Source organism: Pandoraea commovens (genome assembly GCF_902459615.1).
GTDB lineage: Bacteria > Pseudomonadota > Gammaproteobacteria > Burkholderiales > Burkholderiaceae > Pandoraea > Pandoraea commovens.
The window spans coordinates 678,976-692,921 of sequence record NZ_CABPSA010000002.1; the positions used below are offsets into that span (position 1 = coordinate 678,976).

Consider the following 13,946-nt stretch of genomic DNA (forward strand, 5'->3'; position numbering starts at 1 on the left):
AGTCATAACGCGGAGGTGACGCATGCGCTATAACGTTTGTGTCGTCGGTGGCACCGGCTTCATCGGCAGCCATCTGGTGGCCCGGCTGGTCACGCTGGGACACGCCGTGCGTCTGCCGACGCGGCGTGTCGAAGCCGCCAAGGCGCTCGGTGTGCTGCCCGGCGTGGAACTTGTCGAGTGCGACGTGCACGACCCGCGCGCCCTTGAGCGCGTGATCGCGGGCAGCGACGCTGTCATCAATCTCGTCGGTATTCTGCATAGCGACCGTGGCACGCCCTACGGCCGCGCGTTTGCACGGGCGCACGTGGAACTGCCACGCAAGATCGCGCAGGCTTGCAACGACCGTGGCGTTACCCGGCTGATCCACATGAGCGCGCTCGGCGCGGATTCGAACGGCCCGAGCATGTACCAGCGCTCGAAGGGCGACGGCGAGGCGGTCATTCGTGAGTCGGGCATTGCGGCGACGATCTTCCGTCCGTCGGTGGTCTTCGGCCCCGGCGACCATTTCCTGAATACGTTTGCGAAGCTCCAACGGCGTCTGCCGGTGGTGCCGCTGGCCAGTGCGAACGCGCGCTTCCAGCCGATCTATGTGACGGACGTTGCGCAAGCGTTCGCACGAGCACTGGAATGCGACGCCACCATCGGCAAGACGTACGAACTCGGTGGGCCTGAGGTGTACACGCTCGAAGCGCTGGTGCGTTTCGCGGGTGCGGCCTGCGGCTGCGAGCGTCCCATTCTGCCGCTGCCGGACAGCACCGCACGGCTTCAGGCCGCGCTCTTCGAAAAGCTGCCGGGCGAGCCGATCATCACGCGCGACAATCTCGATTCGATGACGGTCGATAACGTGCTGACCGGCCCGCTGGCCCCGGAACTCGATCTGACGCCGAACGGTCTGGAAATCGCCGTCGACTATCTCAACGGCGGCAACTGGGAAAAGCGGATGGCGGACTATCGCCGCTTCGCCGGACGCTAGCGCCTACGCAACGCCGACGTTGCGCCGTCATACGCAACATCGCTTCATCGATTCGCCATCACAAGCCAACGCGCGGCGCTCAGGCGCTGCGCGGGCAAAGAAGGTCCTCATGCAACTCATCATCGCCAACAAAAAATACTCCTCGTGGTCGATGCGTCCCTGGGTGCTGCTCAAGCACTTCGGCATCGCGTTCGAAGAGAAGAACGTGTGGCTCGCGCAGCCCGATTCGCGCGAGCAGATCCTGCGCTATTCGCCCACGGGCAAGGTGCCCTGTCTGATCGATAACGGCATCACCGTCTGGGATTCGCTCGCCATCTGCGAATATCTGGCCGACGCCTATCCGCATCTGCCGCTGTGGCCGAAGTCGCTGGGCACCCGCGCACATGCCCGCAGCATCTGTGCCGAGATGCACAGCGGTTTCACCGCATTGCGCACCAATATGTGGATGAACGTCGCAGCCCACTGGCCCGGTGCCGGTGCGACGCCCGAAGCGCTCGCCGACGTCCGTCGCGTCGAAGCGATCTGGGAAGACTGCCTCGCGCGCTACGAAGGTCCGTTCCTCTTTGGTGACTTCTCGATTGCCGACGCGTTCTATGCCCCCATCGTGATGCGCTTCACGACGTTCGAGCCTACGTTGTCGGCGCATGCGCAGGCGTATGCCGAGCGCATTCGCGAAGTGCCTGCCGTGCAGGCGTGGGTGGCGGCCGGTCGCGCGGAGACGCAGAGCGTCGCTTTCTACGACGTGCGCCCATGAAGATTTACGCCGTCGGCGGCGCGATTCGCGACGCCATGCTGGGGCTGCCGGTGAAAGACCGCGACTATGTCGTGGTCGGTGCGACGCCGGAAGAGATGGTGCGACAGGGCTTCCGTCCGGTGGGCCGCGACTTCCCGGTGTTTCTGCATCCCAAGACACAAGCCGAGTACGCGCTGGCGCGCACCGAGCGCAAGACGGCGCGCGGTTACCATGGCTTCTCGTTCTACTTTGCACCGGAAGTCACGCTGGAAGAGGATCTGATACGGCGCGACTTCACCATCAATGCCATGGCGCGCGAAGTGCTGCCGGACGACAGTCTGTCCGACGTGCTGGTCGACCCCTACGGTGGCAAGCGCGATCTGGAAGCACGCGTGTTTCGTCATGTCGGCGAGGCGTTTGCGGAAGATCCGGTGCGCATTTTGCGCTGCGCACGGTTTGCCGCGCGCTTCACCGACTTCACCGTCGCCGCCGAGACGATGGCGCTGATGCAGACGATGACGGCCAACGGCGAGGTCGATGCGCTGGTGGCCGAGCGCGTATGGCAGGAGATCTCGCGCGGGTTGATGGAGCATCGCCCGTCGCGCATGTTCGACGTCCTCCGTGAGGCGGGGGCGCTCGCGCGCATTCTGCCGGAGGTCGCCCAGTTGTGGGGCGTGCCGCAACGTGCCGACTTCCATCCTGAGGTGGACACCGGCGTGCACGTGATGATGGTGCTCGACTACGCCGCACAGCAGCGCTATTCGCTACCGGTGCGTTTCGCCGCGCTTACGCATGATCTCGGCAAGGGCACGACGCCCGAGGACGTCCTGCCGCGTCACATCGGACACGAGGGACGCAGCGTCGGCTTGCTCGGCCCGCTGTGCGCGCGCTTGCGCGTGCCGGTTGAGTGTCGTGAACTGGCGCAGGTCGTGGCGCGCGAGCACGGCAACATCCACGCGAGTCAGAAGTTCGGCGCGGGTGCGTTGGTGCGTCTGCTGGAGCGGTGCGATGCGCTGCGCAAGCCGGAGCGCTTCAATGAGGTGCTGCAAGCGTGCGAAGCCGATGCACGTGGACGTGGCGGCGACTTCGCGACGGCGCCGTATCCGCAACGCGAGCGCTTGCTGGCGGCGCTGGAAGCTGCGCGCAGCATCGATGCCGGGGCGGTGGCAGGTCAGTATGCAGACAATCCGGGGAAGATTCGCGAAGCGGTTCAGGCCGCGCGCATCGATGCCGTCGAAGCGGCCGGGTTAGGCGGCGACGACAGTTAAGCCATTCGCCGGACCGTACGACAGAGGGGCATGCGAGACTTTCAAATCTCGCATGCCCCTCGTCGTTTGCTTCGCTATCGCGTCGCTTTCCCGCCGCCCGCGTCTGAATTACTCGAACGCCTTGTCGTTCGGGTTCGCGTAGAGCTGCTTGAGCTGCTCGCTCATCGGGAAATTGAAGTTGATGTTCTTCGGCGGCACCGGCGTCTCGAACCACTTCTTGTACATGGCGTTGATCTCGCCGCTCTTCATCACACCGGCGAGTGTGTCGTCCACCAGCTTTTTGAACTCGGTGTCGCCGTGCTTCATCATGAAGCCGTACGCTTCGAACGACTGCGGCTTGCCCGTCACGATCCAGTCGTCGGGATTGCGGCCCATCGTGCGCGCACCGGCGAGCAACACGTCATCCATCATGAATGCCTGAACGCGTCCGCCCTGAAGCATGGTGAACGACTCGCCGTAGTCCTTGCCGGAAATGACGTTCATGCCCATCTTCTTCTCGTTGTTCATCTTGTTGAGGATGCGCTCCGAGGTCGTACCGGCATTGGTCACGACCGGCTTGCCCGCCAGATCCGGGAAGTCCTTGATGCCCGAATTTTTGTTCGTGAGCAGGCGCGTGCCCGCGACGAAGAACGTGTTCGAGAAGTTGACCTGCGACTGACGCGCCGTGAGGTTCGTCGTCACGCCGCACTCGATGTCGACCGTGCCGTTCTGCACGAGTGCGATGCGGTTCTGCGATGTGACGGGGATAAAGCGGACTTGCAGATCGGGCTTCTTCAGACGCGTTTTGACCGCGTCGACGACCTTGTTGCACAGATCCTGCGAGTAACCGATGACGTTGTGACCGTTGTCGTAATACGAGAACGGAATCGACGATTCGCGATGACCGATGGAAATCACGCCGCTGCTCTCGATCTTTTGCAGCGTCTCCGATGCGCCCTGCGCCAGCGCCGCACCGGCAGCCAACGTCATCGCTACGGCCAGCGCCCCGTGCATCACCCCGGTCAATCGCGTCTTGATCATGTCCTGCTCCTGAAATGGTCTTCCCGTGATTCATGATTGAATCATTTGTTTCATGTTAATTTTTTTGCAACAAATGATCAAATCATAGTTAACCCGCAAAAACGACAGCGGCATACCCCAGGTCGTGAGACGTGACGGTGCGGCGAACCGATGGCGGGGACTTACGGGGGAAGACGAGACGGTGCGGTGGGAACGAGCGAGGCGCCGCTGACGTGCGGCGTTGCAACGGGTGTTGCGACGGTTGCGGAGTGTGGCGACTGCTACAGCAAACGAATCAGCAGGTTGAAGACGAGCGAGAGCAGCACGGTCGAGGCAAACGGGAAGACCATTTCCTTCCCGCGCCAGCGCAGTCGCACGTCACCGGGCAGGCGGCCGATGCCGAGTTTGGTCAGCCAGGGCGCAGCCGCCGAGAGGACGCAGATCGCGAAGAAGATGGTGAACATCCAGCGAAACATCGGGGCGGCCTCTCGGTTGGGCGTGATCAGAGCGCGTGACTGCGGTCGCCGTTGACGAAGCCGACCAGACCGGCCCATTCGTCCATCGCGCGTCCGAAGGCGATGACCTTGAAGAGCTCGCCCATCTCGGCCTCGGAGAGCAGCTTCTGTGCGGCGGCGGCCGCAGGCAGGAACGTCTTCTGATCGGTAGGGTCGAGCGTGCTCATCAGATCGATGATGCCCGCATTCATCAGGAAACGCGCCTGCGACGTGAAGCCCAGCAGGTCGAGACCGGCTTCCACACCGGCGTCGGCGATGCCCGAAAACTCCACATGCGCGGTGATGTCCTGCAAGCCGGGGTAATAGAAGGGGTCGTCGTGCGCGTGGTGGCGGTAGTGGCACATGAGCGTGCCGCCTGCGCGCTGCGGATGGTAGTACTCGCGTGCGGGGAAGCCGTAATCGATCAGCAGCAACAAGCCACGCGCCAGCAAGGGGGCGACGCTGCGCACGAAGGCCGCGGCAGCTTCGTGCGTTTCCGTCAGATATTCCTGCGTCGGGGGCAGATCGGCCAATGCGTCGAGCGCTTCCGGCAGCGGGCCGGTGTATAGCCGCTCTTCCCACGCGAAGCCTTCCGGTGTGAGCACGACGCCGCGCTCGAACCAGACCGGCTGACCGTTGGCATCCGGACGGCGTGCCCACAGGCGCACGGGCATGGCGTCGAGGACTTCGTTGCCGATCATCGTGCCGTGGAAGGCGTCGGGCAATTGATCGAGCCACGTCACGCGATCCAGCAAATGCGGTGCCGCTTTCTCGATGGTGTCGCGCTGGCGGGCGCGAAGTTCGCCCGAGAGCTCCATGATCGAGTACTGCTCGCAAGGCGTACCTTCGGCTTCGAGGGCGAGCAGCAGATCGGCGGCGAGGCGTCCGGACCCGGCACCGAACTCCAGTACCTGCGCGTCGCCCGTCTGTTCGAAGACTTCGCCGAGCTGGCGCGCGAGCGTGCGCGCGAAGAACGGCGTGAGTTCCGGCGCGGTGACGAAGTCGCTGCCATCGGCGGCGAGGCGTCCGAACTTGGCGGCGCCGGCGGCGTAATAGCCGAGGCCGGGCGCGTACAGGGCCAGTTCCATGAAGCGATCGAACGGCAACCATCCGCCGTCCGCTTCAATGGCGTCGGCAAGATATGCCGTGAGGCGGCGCGAGTGTTCGAGCGCGTCCGTCTCCGGAACGGGTAAACTATGGGGTTTCGGTGCGGCCTGATTCATGCGGGCATTGTAACGGAGACGGTGCAGACTGGCTGCTATGGTTGAGATAGTGCGTCTGTGGGCGAATTCAACGTGTTTTGCGCCGATTTTTGCTGGTTTTCGATTGTTTTTGCGTGTTTTTCGCCAGTTTGCGCAACGCTCGGCCTCCGCCAGGAGCCCTGTCTAAGGTTCGCAGGCTGTCGTGTCCCGCTACCGCTGAAGCCTCAAGCCGCCCGAAGTTCGTTCATCCGCCCGCTGTGAAACAGGAATTCGCCGCATGACCGTTGCATCGACGCCACGCCCTGCCCACGACGCAAATGACGCCGCTCGCACGTCCGACGTGCTGCACGCGTCGCATGCATCGCGCGTTGCGTTGGTGACCGGCGGCGCGCGCCGCATCGGACGCGCCATCGCGCTGAAGCTCGCGAGCCTGGGCTGGGACGTTGCCGTGCACTACGAGCGCTCGCACGACGAGGCGCTTGAAACCGTAGCCGCCATCGAGGCGATGGGTCGCCGCACGCTCGCGTTGCAGGCGTCGCTCGCCGACGAGGCCGCCACCGTCGCCCTGATCGGGCGTTGCCGCGAGGCGCTGGGCGTGCCGACGTGTCTGGTGAACAATGCGTCGCGCTTCGAGTACGATTGCGCCGACGATTTCGGCTATCAGGCGCTGGAGCGTCACATGCGCGTGAATGCAGGCGCGCCGCTGGTGCTAGCGCGCGAGATGCACGCGGCGCTCGGTGAGTCGGGGCGAGGGGTCGTCGTCAATCTGCTCGATCAGAAGCTGGCGAATCCGAACCCCGATTACCTGTCGTATACGCTGTCGAAAGCGGCGCTCGATGTCGCGACGACCTTGCTGGCACAAGCATTTGCACCGCGCTTGCGTGTGGTCGGCGTCGCCCCGGGCGTCACGCTCCTGTCCGTCGACCAGACGCCAGCGGGCTTTGCCGCCGCTCATGCGTCGACGCCGCTGGGCGCGTCGTCCACGCCGGAAGACATCGCCGAAGCCGTCGCCTATCTGGCGCAGGCGCCCGCCGTCACCGGCACGGTGTTGTATGTGGACGGTGGCCAACATCTCGCGAGTTCGTCGCGCGACGTGAAATTTCTGACCGAGCCGGCCGATGCCGACCGGTCTCGTTGATTGTCATTACGAGTCTTCAAAATGCATAGCGCTCTTTCCCACCCCCGCCTGATGGACTGCCGTCGCATGTTCCTGCGCGACTACGAGGTGTTCATCAACATCGGCGTGCACGATCACGAAAAGCGTGGCGAGCAGCGCGTGCTGATCAACGTGCAACTGTTTGTGCCGCTCGCCGAGAGCACGCCCACGGAAGACAAGCTCGACGAAGTCGTGGATTACGACTTCATGCGCGAGACCATCGCCAAGCGTGTGGGGCAGGGCCACATTCACTTGCAGGAAACCCTTTGCGACGACGTCGCGCGTGCGCTGTTGGCGCATCCGCGCGTGCGCGCCGTGGGGGTGTCGACCGAGAAGCCCGACGTCTACCCCGATTGCCACTCGGTCGGCATCGAAGTGTTTCAGATGAAGGATGCCTGACATGAGTGCCGTCATGCCCGAGACCGGCGCGCCGCTGGCCGCGACCGGCAATGCCGCCGCCGCCGACAGCGTGAAGAAAGCGCAGAAGCTCGCGTTCGAGAACAACAAGCTCGAAAAGCGCCTGTTCCGTCTGACGGGGCAGGCCATCGGCGACTACAACATGATCGAGCAGGGCGATCGCGTCATGGTGTGCATGTCCGGCGGTAAGGACAGCTACGCCATGCTCGACATTTTGCTCAAGCTGCGCGAGCGCGCGCCGATCGACTTCTCCATCGTCGCCGTCAACCTCGATCAGAAGCAGCCCGGCTTCCCCGAACACGTGCTGCCGGATTACTTCCGTTCCATCGGCGTGGATTTCCACATCGAAAACCAGGACACGTACTCCATCGTCAAGCGTGTGGTGCCCGAAGGCAAGACCACCTGCTCGCTGTGCTCGCGTCTGCGTCGCGGCATTCTGTATCGCGTGGCTGGCGAACTCGGTGCGACGAAGATCGCGCTGGGCCACCATCGCGACGACATCATCGAGACGCTGTTCCTGAACATCTTCTACGGTGGCAAGCTCAAGGGCATGCCGCCGAAGCTGCAATCGGACGACGGCAAGAACGTGGTGATCCGACCGCTCGCGTATGTGCGCGAACCGGATCTCGAACGTTACGCCGAGTACAAGCAGTTCCCGATCATTCCGTGCACATTGTGCGGCAGCCAGCCGAACCTGAAGCGCGCCGAGATGAAGTCGCTCATCCGCCTGTGGGAAAAGCAGCACCCGGGGCGCATCAAGTCGATTTTCAGCGCGTTGTCGAACGTGGTGCCGTCGCATCTGATGGACACGAACCTTCACGACTTCCGGAATTTGCGTGCGACGGGGCAACCTGATCCGCTCGGCGATATTGCGTTCGACGAAGCGCCCTGCGGCGACGAGGACGATGCGGGCATCATCCGCATCAATCAATTGACGCAATTCGACGACTGATCGACATCGACGGCTGACGCACGACCGGCGCGTATTTTGCGAACCGAATCGTGCGCCAGACGGCATCTTCAGCGATCCCCGTGCTGACATCGGCCGGGGACGCGAGATCCCGACACACTGACAAACGCCTCCCACTTTCGAATCGTCACGACGCCATGAATATTGTGATTCTCGCCGCCGGCATGGGTAAGCGCATGCGCTCGAAGTTGCCCAAGGTGTTGCAGCCGCTGGCCGGTCGCCCGTTGCTCTCGCACGTGATTGCGACAGCGCGTCAACTCGCGCCGGGCAAGCTCATCGTAGTGATCGGGCACGGTGGCGACGCCGTGCGCGAAGCCGTTTCTGCGCAGGACATCCTGTTCGCAGAGCAGACGCAGCAACTGGGGACCGGGCATGCCGTGCAGCAAGCGGCGTCGCAGCTCGACGAATGGGTGCCGACCCTCGTGCTCTATGGCGATGTGCCGCTCACGCGCGTCGAAACGTTGCAAGGGCTGCTCGATGCGGCGGGCAACGACAAGCTGGGTGTGCTCACCGTCGATCTCGACAACCCGACGGGCTATGGTCGTATCGTGCGCGACGCGGCAGGTAACGTGCAGCGTATCGTCGAACAGAAAGATGCCAATGAGGCCGAGCTGGCGATTCGCGAGATCAATACCGGTATCGTCGTCGCCCCGACGCGCGCGCTCAAGGGATGGCTCGGCGGTCTGAAGAATCAGAATGCGCAGGGCGAGTACTACCTGACCGACGTGATCGCCTGCGCGGTGGCGGACGGCGTGCCCGTCGTCACCACGCAGCCGGCGTTTGCGTGGGAGCCGAACGGCGTGAACGACAAGGCGCAACTGGCCGCGCTGGAGCGCGACTATCAACGTAACGCGGCGGGTGCACTGCTCGCGGCCGGCGTCACGCTGATCGATCCGGCGCGCTTCGATGTCCGTGGGGAGATCGTCTGCGGCACCGACGTCTCCATCGACGTGAATTGTGTCTTCGAAGGCAAGGTCACGATCGGCGACGGTGCGACCATCGGGGCGAACTGCGTCATTCGAAATGCCACGATCGGTGCGGATACCCGTATCGAAGCGTTCAGTCATCTGGACGGCGCAGTGGTCGGGGCGAATGCCGTCATCGGGCCGTACGCACGTCTGCGTCCGGGTGCCGATCTGGCGGACGATGTGCACATCGGCAACTTTGTGGAAGTGAAGAATGCGTCGATGGCCAAGGGTTCGAAGGCGAACCATCTGGCGTACGTCGGCGATTCGACCGTGGGCGCGCGCGTGAATATCGGTGCGGGCACGATCACGTGCAACTACGACGGTGCGAACAAGCACCGCACGATTATCGAGGACGATGTCTTCATCGGTTCGGACACGCAGCTCGTAGCACCCGTCACGGTCCGACGCGGTACGACGATTGCTGCTGGCACGACGGTCTGGAAGGACACGCCGGAAGACGCACTGGTGCTCAACGGCAAGACGCAGGAAGCGAAGGCGGGTTATGTCCGCCCGCGCAAGCAGAAGCAGTAAAATCGGCGGTTATGTGCTGGCGCATGGCCCATTGGCGTGCGCTGGTGAGTGAATACGGATCTCATCCGATTGGATGAGCCAGAGTTTCTGGCACTTAGGAAAGCGAATATGTGCGGCATTGTCGGCGCGGTGGCGCGACGTAATGTAGTACCGGTGTTGGTCGAAGGTTTGCGTCGTCTCGAGTATCGTGGCTACGACTCCTGTGGCGTGGCTGTGCTCAAGGACGGCGTGCCGCAACGTGCACGCAGCGTCTCGCGCGTGGCTGACCTCGACGAGCAGCTTGCCCAGACGCAACTGACGGGCGAGACGGGCATTGCCCACACGCGCTGGGCAACGCACGGCGCACCGGTCACGAACAACGCGCACCCGATTTTCTCGCGCGACGAAGTGGCGCTGGTTCATAACGGCATCATCGAGAATCACGAAAGCCTGCGTGACGAATTGCGCGGTCTTGGCTATGAGTTCGTGTCGCAAACCGACACCGAAGTCATTGCCCACCTGATTCACCACATTCTCTCTAACGGCGCAGCTGGCGATCTGTATCAGGCGGTCCGTCTGGCGACGCGTCGTCTGCATGGCGCCTATGCCATCGCCGTGTTCCGCAAGCAGGAACCGCATCGCGTCATCGGCGCACGTGCGGGTTCGCCGCTCGTGGTCGGTGTGGGCGAGGGCGAGAACTTCCTCGCGTCGGACGCGCTGGCGCTGGCTGGCACGACCGACCAGTTCATTTATCTGGAAGAGGGCGATGTCGTCGAACTCACGCTGGACGGCGTGAAGATCGTGGATCGCAACGATGCGGCTGTCGAGCGCGAAGTGCGCACCGTTCAGGCTTACACGGGTGCCGTGGAGCTGGGACCGTATCGTCACTACATGCAGAAGGAAATCTTCGAGCAACCGCGCGCGATCGGCGACACGATGGAAGGCGTCGAAGGTATCTCGCCGACGCTTTTCGGCGAGAAGGCCGAAGCGATGCTCAGCAACGTCGATTCGATTCTGATTCTGGCGTGCGGCACGAGCTATTACTCGGGCATGACGGCGAAGTACTGGCTGGAGTCGCTGGCGCAGATTCCGACGCAGGTCGAAGTGGCGAGCGAGTACCGCTACCGCGACAGCGTGCCGAATCCGAAAACGCTGGTCGTGACGATCTCGCAATCGGGTGAGACGGCCGACACGATGGCGGCGCTGCAACACGCGCAATCGCTGGGCATGACGAACACGCTGGCGATCTGCAACGTGGGGACGAGCGCGATGGTGCGTCAGACCGCGTTGCATTACCTCACGCGCGCGGGTACGGAAATCGGTGTGGCGTCGACGAAGGCGTTCACGACGCAGCTCACGGCGCTGTTCCTGCTGACGCTGACGATTGCGAAGTTGCGTGGTCGTCTGAGCGCGGCGCAGGAGGCAGATTACCTGACGCAACTGCGTCACCTGCCGTCGGCGCTGCACAGCGTGCTGGCGCTGGAGCCGCAGATCATTGCGTGGGCCGAAGAGTTTGCCCGTCGCGAAAATGCGCTGTTCCTGGGGCGCGGTCTGCACTACCCGATTGCTCTGGAAGGTGCACTCAAGCTCAAGGAAATCTCGTACATCCACGCCGAGGCGTATCCGGCTGGCGAGCTGAAGCACGGTCCGCTGGCACTGGTGACGGATCAGATGCCTGTCGTGACGGTGGCGCCGCGCGACGCGCTGGTGGAAAAGCTGAAGTCGAACATGCAGGAAGTGCGTGCCCGTGGCGGTCAGCTGTATGTGTTTGCCGATTCGGACACGGAGATCGCGAATGCCGAAGGCCTCCATGTGATCCGTATGCCGGAGCACTACGGCCAGCTGTCGCCGATTCTGCACGTTGTGCCGCTTCAACTGCTCGCGTATCACACTGCCTGCGCTCGTGGCACCGACGTCGACAAGCCGCGCAATCTCGCGAAATCTGTCACGGTGGAGTGAGGTGACCGACGGAGGGGCTGGCGTTCGCCGGCCTTGTCGGCAAGCTCGAAAAGAGGCACCTGCGGGTGCCTCTCTTGCTTTGTGCGTTCAGCGATGTCGACGTGAGTCGTTTCCGGACATCGGTGGGTTTACGTCGCTGCGGACCAGACCGCGAGTTCGTAACCATCGGGATCGAGGAAGTGGAAGCGGCGGCCGCCGGGAAACGAGAACACGGCACGGCTGATCGTTGCACCGGCCGCTTCGACACGCTGTTGGGTTCCAGCGAGGTCATCGGCGTAGAGGATCACCAGCGGGCCACCGGGGCGAACCGCTTCTCCCGTCGTGAAGCCACCCGTGAGGCGTCCGTCAGTGAATTCGGTGTACGTCGGGCCGTAGTCGGTGAAGGTCCAGCCGAACACGCTGCCGTAGAACGCCTTGCTGCGTGCGATATCGGAAACATTGAACTCGATGTTGTCGATCTGACGATCGCGGCCTTGGTGGCTCATGCTTGTTCTCCTGCGGAAGACGGTTCGTCGGGAAGGGCGTAGCGGAAGTCGTAAGCGTGCGTGCCGTCGGTGATCTCGATGACGAGACTGCCGGTCAGGCCCGTCAGCGCGTCGGTCCCGGAATCGGGCACGACGGTAATCGACTGCGTGGGCACACCGCGCGTCATTGTCGAGCTGTGTTGCAACACAAACGTCCCGTTGCGCCCATGAAGCGCACCGCGCACGGTTTCCATGGCGACGTAACCGGCTGAGCCGGGTGTGCCGCTGCGAAATGCCAGCATCTCTCCCCGACCGGTTGCGCTCAGATCCCCGTGGTACGTCTTGTCCAGCGAGAGACGACCAAGCCCGGTGTCCTGCGCAACGGCACTTAACGCTTCCGGCCCGAGCTGAACATCGAAAAGCCCTTTGGCGGTCTGATTCACTTGTGTGCTCCTCCAGCTGAATACGAGTACTGTGTTTTTGTACAGTATTAAGTGTACTCAAACCTGAGCAAGATGCAAGCTGGAATCGTGTCCATCGCCTGACCTCAACAAAAAAGGGAGTCCCTTTCGGGACTCCCTCAACTACTGGAGCACTCAAATCAACGGCTAAACATCTCGCGAAGCGTTTAGCTTAGAACTTGTGGCGCAGGCCCGAGATCACCGCCGTTTGGGTCTTCGTGCTCGACGCACCGCCAGCACCGTTGATCGATGCGGCCGAGGCGTCGCCAGCGGCCTTTTGATAGATGCCGACCAGGTACACGTCGGTACGCTTCGAGAGCAGGTAGTCCACTGCGGCGTTGACCTGGTGGTACTTCGGGCTCAGGTTGGCGAGCGTGGCGCTACGCGTGCTGGCGTCCGTGTACGTGTACGACAGGCCCAGCAGCAACGACGGCGTCAGGTTGTACGTGCCGTTCAGTTCGTAGTTCGACACGCGTGCGCCCGTGCCGCCAACGTACTTCAGCTGCGTGTTGCTGTAGATGAAGCCGACGTTAGCCGGACCGAACTTGTAGCTGCCGCCCGTGGCGAACACGCGCTGCTTGTCCACACCGACCGTTGCCGTGCCGACCTTGGCCGAGTAGAAGTCGCCGCTGTAGTCGCCAGCCACTGCGCCGCCGGTGTTCGCGCCGTTCGGCGTGCCGACTTCCAGGTAACCGATACCGAACTTGAACGGACCGTTGGCGTAGCTCGCACCCAGGCTCCATGCGCGGTTGTTCGAGAAGCCCGTGCCGTTACCGCTGTTGGCCTGGTTCGAGAAGCCATACAGGCCGCCGAACGAGAAGCCTGCGTAGTTGGCGCTCGTGTACTTGATCGAGTTGTTGATGCGGAACGAGTTGTACAGGTTGTCAACGTCGCCGACGTGAGCGCCGAGCTTTGTTGCAAACTGCTTGGCCGACGTCAGGCCGCTCACGTAATCCACCACGGAGTCGTACTGACGACCGATGGTCACGCTACCGAACGTCTTGTTCGACAGACCGACGAATGCCTGACGGCCGAATTCACGGCTGCCCTGACCCAATGCGCCGTTCGTGATGTTGAAGCCGTTCTCCAAAGTGAAGATGGCCGACGTGCCGCCGCCCAGATCTTCCGAACCCTTCAGGCCCCAGCGGTTCCCCGATTGCAGGCCGTCGGCCGTCGTGAAGTTCTTACTTCCGCCGACGTTGCTCACGTAGGCCAGACCGCCATCGAGAACGCCATACAGCGAAACGTTGCTTTGCGCATGTGCAGCACCTGCTGCAGCGACTGCGATCACGCCAGCCAGTGCGGCGGCCAGTTGCGTCCTTTTCATCGGTCGAATCCTCTATCGAAAACTTATTAATCAATTCGAACCCTT

14 protein-coding genes are annotated in these 13,946 nt (G+C 62.9%); 8 read left to right on the forward strand and 6 right to left on the reverse strand.

Features of this window, described 5'->3' with window-relative positions; translation table 11 throughout:
* The first annotated feature begins 22 nt into the window (after positions 1-22).
* The 3 genes from PCO31010_RS09245 to PCO31010_RS09255 all read left to right on the forward strand — a co-directional run bounded on the left by PCO31010_RS09245 (position 23) and on the right by PCO31010_RS09255 (position 2,974).
* The gene (locus PCO31010_RS09245) at positions 23-973 is read left to right on the forward strand and encodes a complex I NDUFA9 subunit family protein (protein ID WP_150663978.1); all 951 of its coding nucleotides are present in this window, start codon (positions 23-25) and stop codon (positions 971-973) included.
* A gap of 109 nt (positions 974-1,082) precedes the next feature.
* A complete protein-coding gene (locus PCO31010_RS09250) occupies positions 1,083-1,727 on the forward strand; it encodes a glutathione S-transferase family protein (protein ID WP_150663979.1) in 645 nt (214 codons plus the stop codon).
* On the forward strand, positions 1,724-2,974 hold the full coding sequence (locus PCO31010_RS09255; protein WP_150663980.1) for a multifunctional CCA addition/repair protein: 1,251 nt from the start codon (positions 1,724-1,726) through the stop codon (positions 2,972-2,974). Before PCO31010_RS09250 ends, PCO31010_RS09255 begins: the two co-directional genes overlap by 4 nt.
* A 108-nt stretch (positions 2,975-3,082) precedes the next feature.
* Here PCO31010_RS09255 and PCO31010_RS09260 read toward each other — a convergent pair whose 3' ends face one another.
* From PCO31010_RS09260 to PCO31010_RS09270, 3 genes are all read right to left on the reverse strand, one after another.
* A complete protein-coding gene (locus PCO31010_RS09260; RefSeq protein WP_150663981.1) occupies positions 3,083-3,994 on the reverse strand; it encodes a glutamate/aspartate ABC transporter substrate-binding protein in 912 nt (303 codons plus the stop codon).
* Between the two features lie 260 nt (positions 3,995-4,254).
* Positions 4,255-4,449 (reverse strand): DUF2905 domain-containing protein, encoded by a 195-nt coding sequence (locus PCO31010_RS09265; protein WP_044453465.1) that lies wholly within the window; start codon positions 4,447-4,449, stop codon positions 4,255-4,257.
* Between the two features lie 26 nt (positions 4,450-4,475).
* Entirely contained in the window at positions 4,476-5,690 is a 1,215-nt protein-coding gene (locus PCO31010_RS09270) for a class I SAM-dependent methyltransferase (RefSeq protein ID WP_150663982.1), read from the reverse strand.
* A 256-nt stretch (positions 5,691-5,946) separates the two neighbouring features.
* Between PCO31010_RS09270 and PCO31010_RS09275 the strand changes: the two genes are divergently transcribed.
* From PCO31010_RS09275 to glmS, 5 genes are all read left to right on the forward strand, one after another.
* Positions 5,947-6,807 carry an SDR family oxidoreductase gene (locus tag PCO31010_RS09275; RefSeq protein ID WP_150663983.1) on the forward strand — a complete coding sequence of 287 codons (861 nt, stop codon included), beginning with the start codon at positions 5,947-5,949 and terminating at the stop codon, positions 6,805-6,807.
* 21 nt (positions 6,808-6,828) lie between these two features.
* A complete protein-coding gene (locus PCO31010_RS09280; protein WP_039394985.1) occupies positions 6,829-7,224 on the forward strand; it encodes a dihydroneopterin aldolase in 396 nt (131 codons plus the stop codon).
* Between the two features lies 1 nt (position 7,225).
* Complete coding sequence (ttcA, locus tag PCO31010_RS09285) at positions 7,226-8,194, forward strand: tRNA 2-thiocytidine(32) synthetase TtcA (RefSeq protein WP_373275353.1); 969 nt, start codon at positions 7,226-7,228, stop codon at positions 8,192-8,194.
* Between the two features lie 155 nt (positions 8,195-8,349).
* Positions 8,350-9,711, forward strand: a complete 1,362-nt coding sequence (gene glmU, locus PCO31010_RS09290; RefSeq protein WP_150663984.1) for a bifunctional UDP-N-acetylglucosamine diphosphorylase/glucosamine-1-phosphate N-acetyltransferase GlmU — start codon at positions 8,350-8,352, stop codon at positions 9,709-9,711.
* A 108-nt stretch (positions 9,712-9,819) separates the two neighbouring features.
* On the forward strand, positions 9,820-11,649 hold the full coding sequence (glmS, locus tag PCO31010_RS09295) for a glutamine--fructose-6-phosphate transaminase (isomerizing) (RefSeq protein ID WP_150663985.1): 1,830 nt from the start codon (positions 9,820-9,822) through the stop codon (positions 11,647-11,649).
* Between the two features lie 128 nt (positions 11,650-11,777).
* Here the strand turns inward: glmS and PCO31010_RS09300 are convergent, their stop codons facing one another.
* The 3 genes from PCO31010_RS09300 to PCO31010_RS09310 all read right to left on the reverse strand — a co-directional run bounded on the left by PCO31010_RS09300 (position 11,778) and on the right by PCO31010_RS09310 (position 13,901).
* Positions 11,778-12,134: a VOC family protein gene (locus PCO31010_RS09300; protein ID WP_150663986.1), complete on the reverse strand. Its 357-nt coding sequence runs from the start codon at positions 12,132-12,134 to the stop codon at positions 11,778-11,780.
* Entirely contained in the window at positions 12,131-12,556 is a 426-nt protein-coding gene (locus PCO31010_RS09305) for a DUF3224 domain-containing protein (RefSeq protein WP_150663987.1), read from the reverse strand. Before PCO31010_RS09305 ends, PCO31010_RS09300 begins: the two co-directional genes overlap by 4 nt.
* A 190-nt stretch (positions 12,557-12,746) precedes the next feature.
* Positions 12,747-13,901, reverse strand: a complete 1,155-nt coding sequence (locus PCO31010_RS09310) for a porin (RefSeq protein ID WP_150663988.1) — start codon at positions 13,899-13,901, stop codon at positions 12,747-12,749.
* Between the last annotated feature and the right edge of the window lie 45 nt (positions 13,902-13,946).

Excerpts from the sequence above, each read along its gene's own strand:
- PCO31010_RS09245 (WP_150663978.1), top strand. The coding sequence starts at position 23 with ATGCGCTATAACGTTTGTGTCGTCGGTGGCACCGGCTTCATCGGCAGC.
- PCO31010_RS09250 (WP_150663979.1), top strand. The coding sequence starts at position 1,083 with ATGCAACTCATCATCGCCAACAAAAAATACTCCTCGTGGTCGATGCGT.
- PCO31010_RS09255 (WP_150663980.1), top strand. The coding sequence starts at position 1,724 with ATGAAGATTTACGCCGTCGGCGGCGCGATTCGCGACGCCATGCTGGGG.
- PCO31010_RS09260 (WP_150663981.1), bottom strand. The coding sequence starts at position 3,994 with ATGATCAAGACGCGATTGACCGGGGTGATGCACGGGGCGCTGGCCGTA.
- PCO31010_RS09265 (WP_044453465.1), bottom strand. The coding sequence starts at position 4,449 with ATGTTTCGCTGGATGTTCACCATCTTCTTCGCGATCTGCGTCCTCTCG.
- PCO31010_RS09270 (WP_150663982.1), bottom strand. The coding sequence starts at position 5,690 with ATGAATCAGGCCGCACCGAAACCCCATAGTTTACCCGTTCCGGAGACG.
- PCO31010_RS09275 (WP_150663983.1), top strand. The coding sequence starts at position 5,947 with ATGACCGTTGCATCGACGCCACGCCCTGCCCACGACGCAAATGACGCC.
- PCO31010_RS09280 (WP_039394985.1), top strand. The coding sequence starts at position 6,829 with ATGCATAGCGCTCTTTCCCACCCCCGCCTGATGGACTGCCGTCGCATG.
- ttcA (WP_373275353.1), top strand. The coding sequence starts at position 7,226 with ATGAGTGCCGTCATGCCCGAGACCGGCGCGCCGCTGGCCGCGACCGGC.
- glmU (WP_150663984.1), top strand. The coding sequence starts at position 8,350 with ATGAATATTGTGATTCTCGCCGCCGGCATGGGTAAGCGCATGCGCTCG.
- glmS (WP_150663985.1), top strand. The coding sequence starts at position 9,820 with ATGTGCGGCATTGTCGGCGCGGTGGCGCGACGTAATGTAGTACCGGTG.
- PCO31010_RS09300 (WP_150663986.1), bottom strand. The coding sequence starts at position 12,134 with ATGAGCCACCAAGGCCGCGATCGTCAGATCGACAACATCGAGTTCAAT.
- PCO31010_RS09310 (WP_150663988.1), bottom strand. The coding sequence starts at position 13,901 with ATGAAAAGGACGCAACTGGCCGCCGCACTGGCTGGCGTGATCGCAGTC.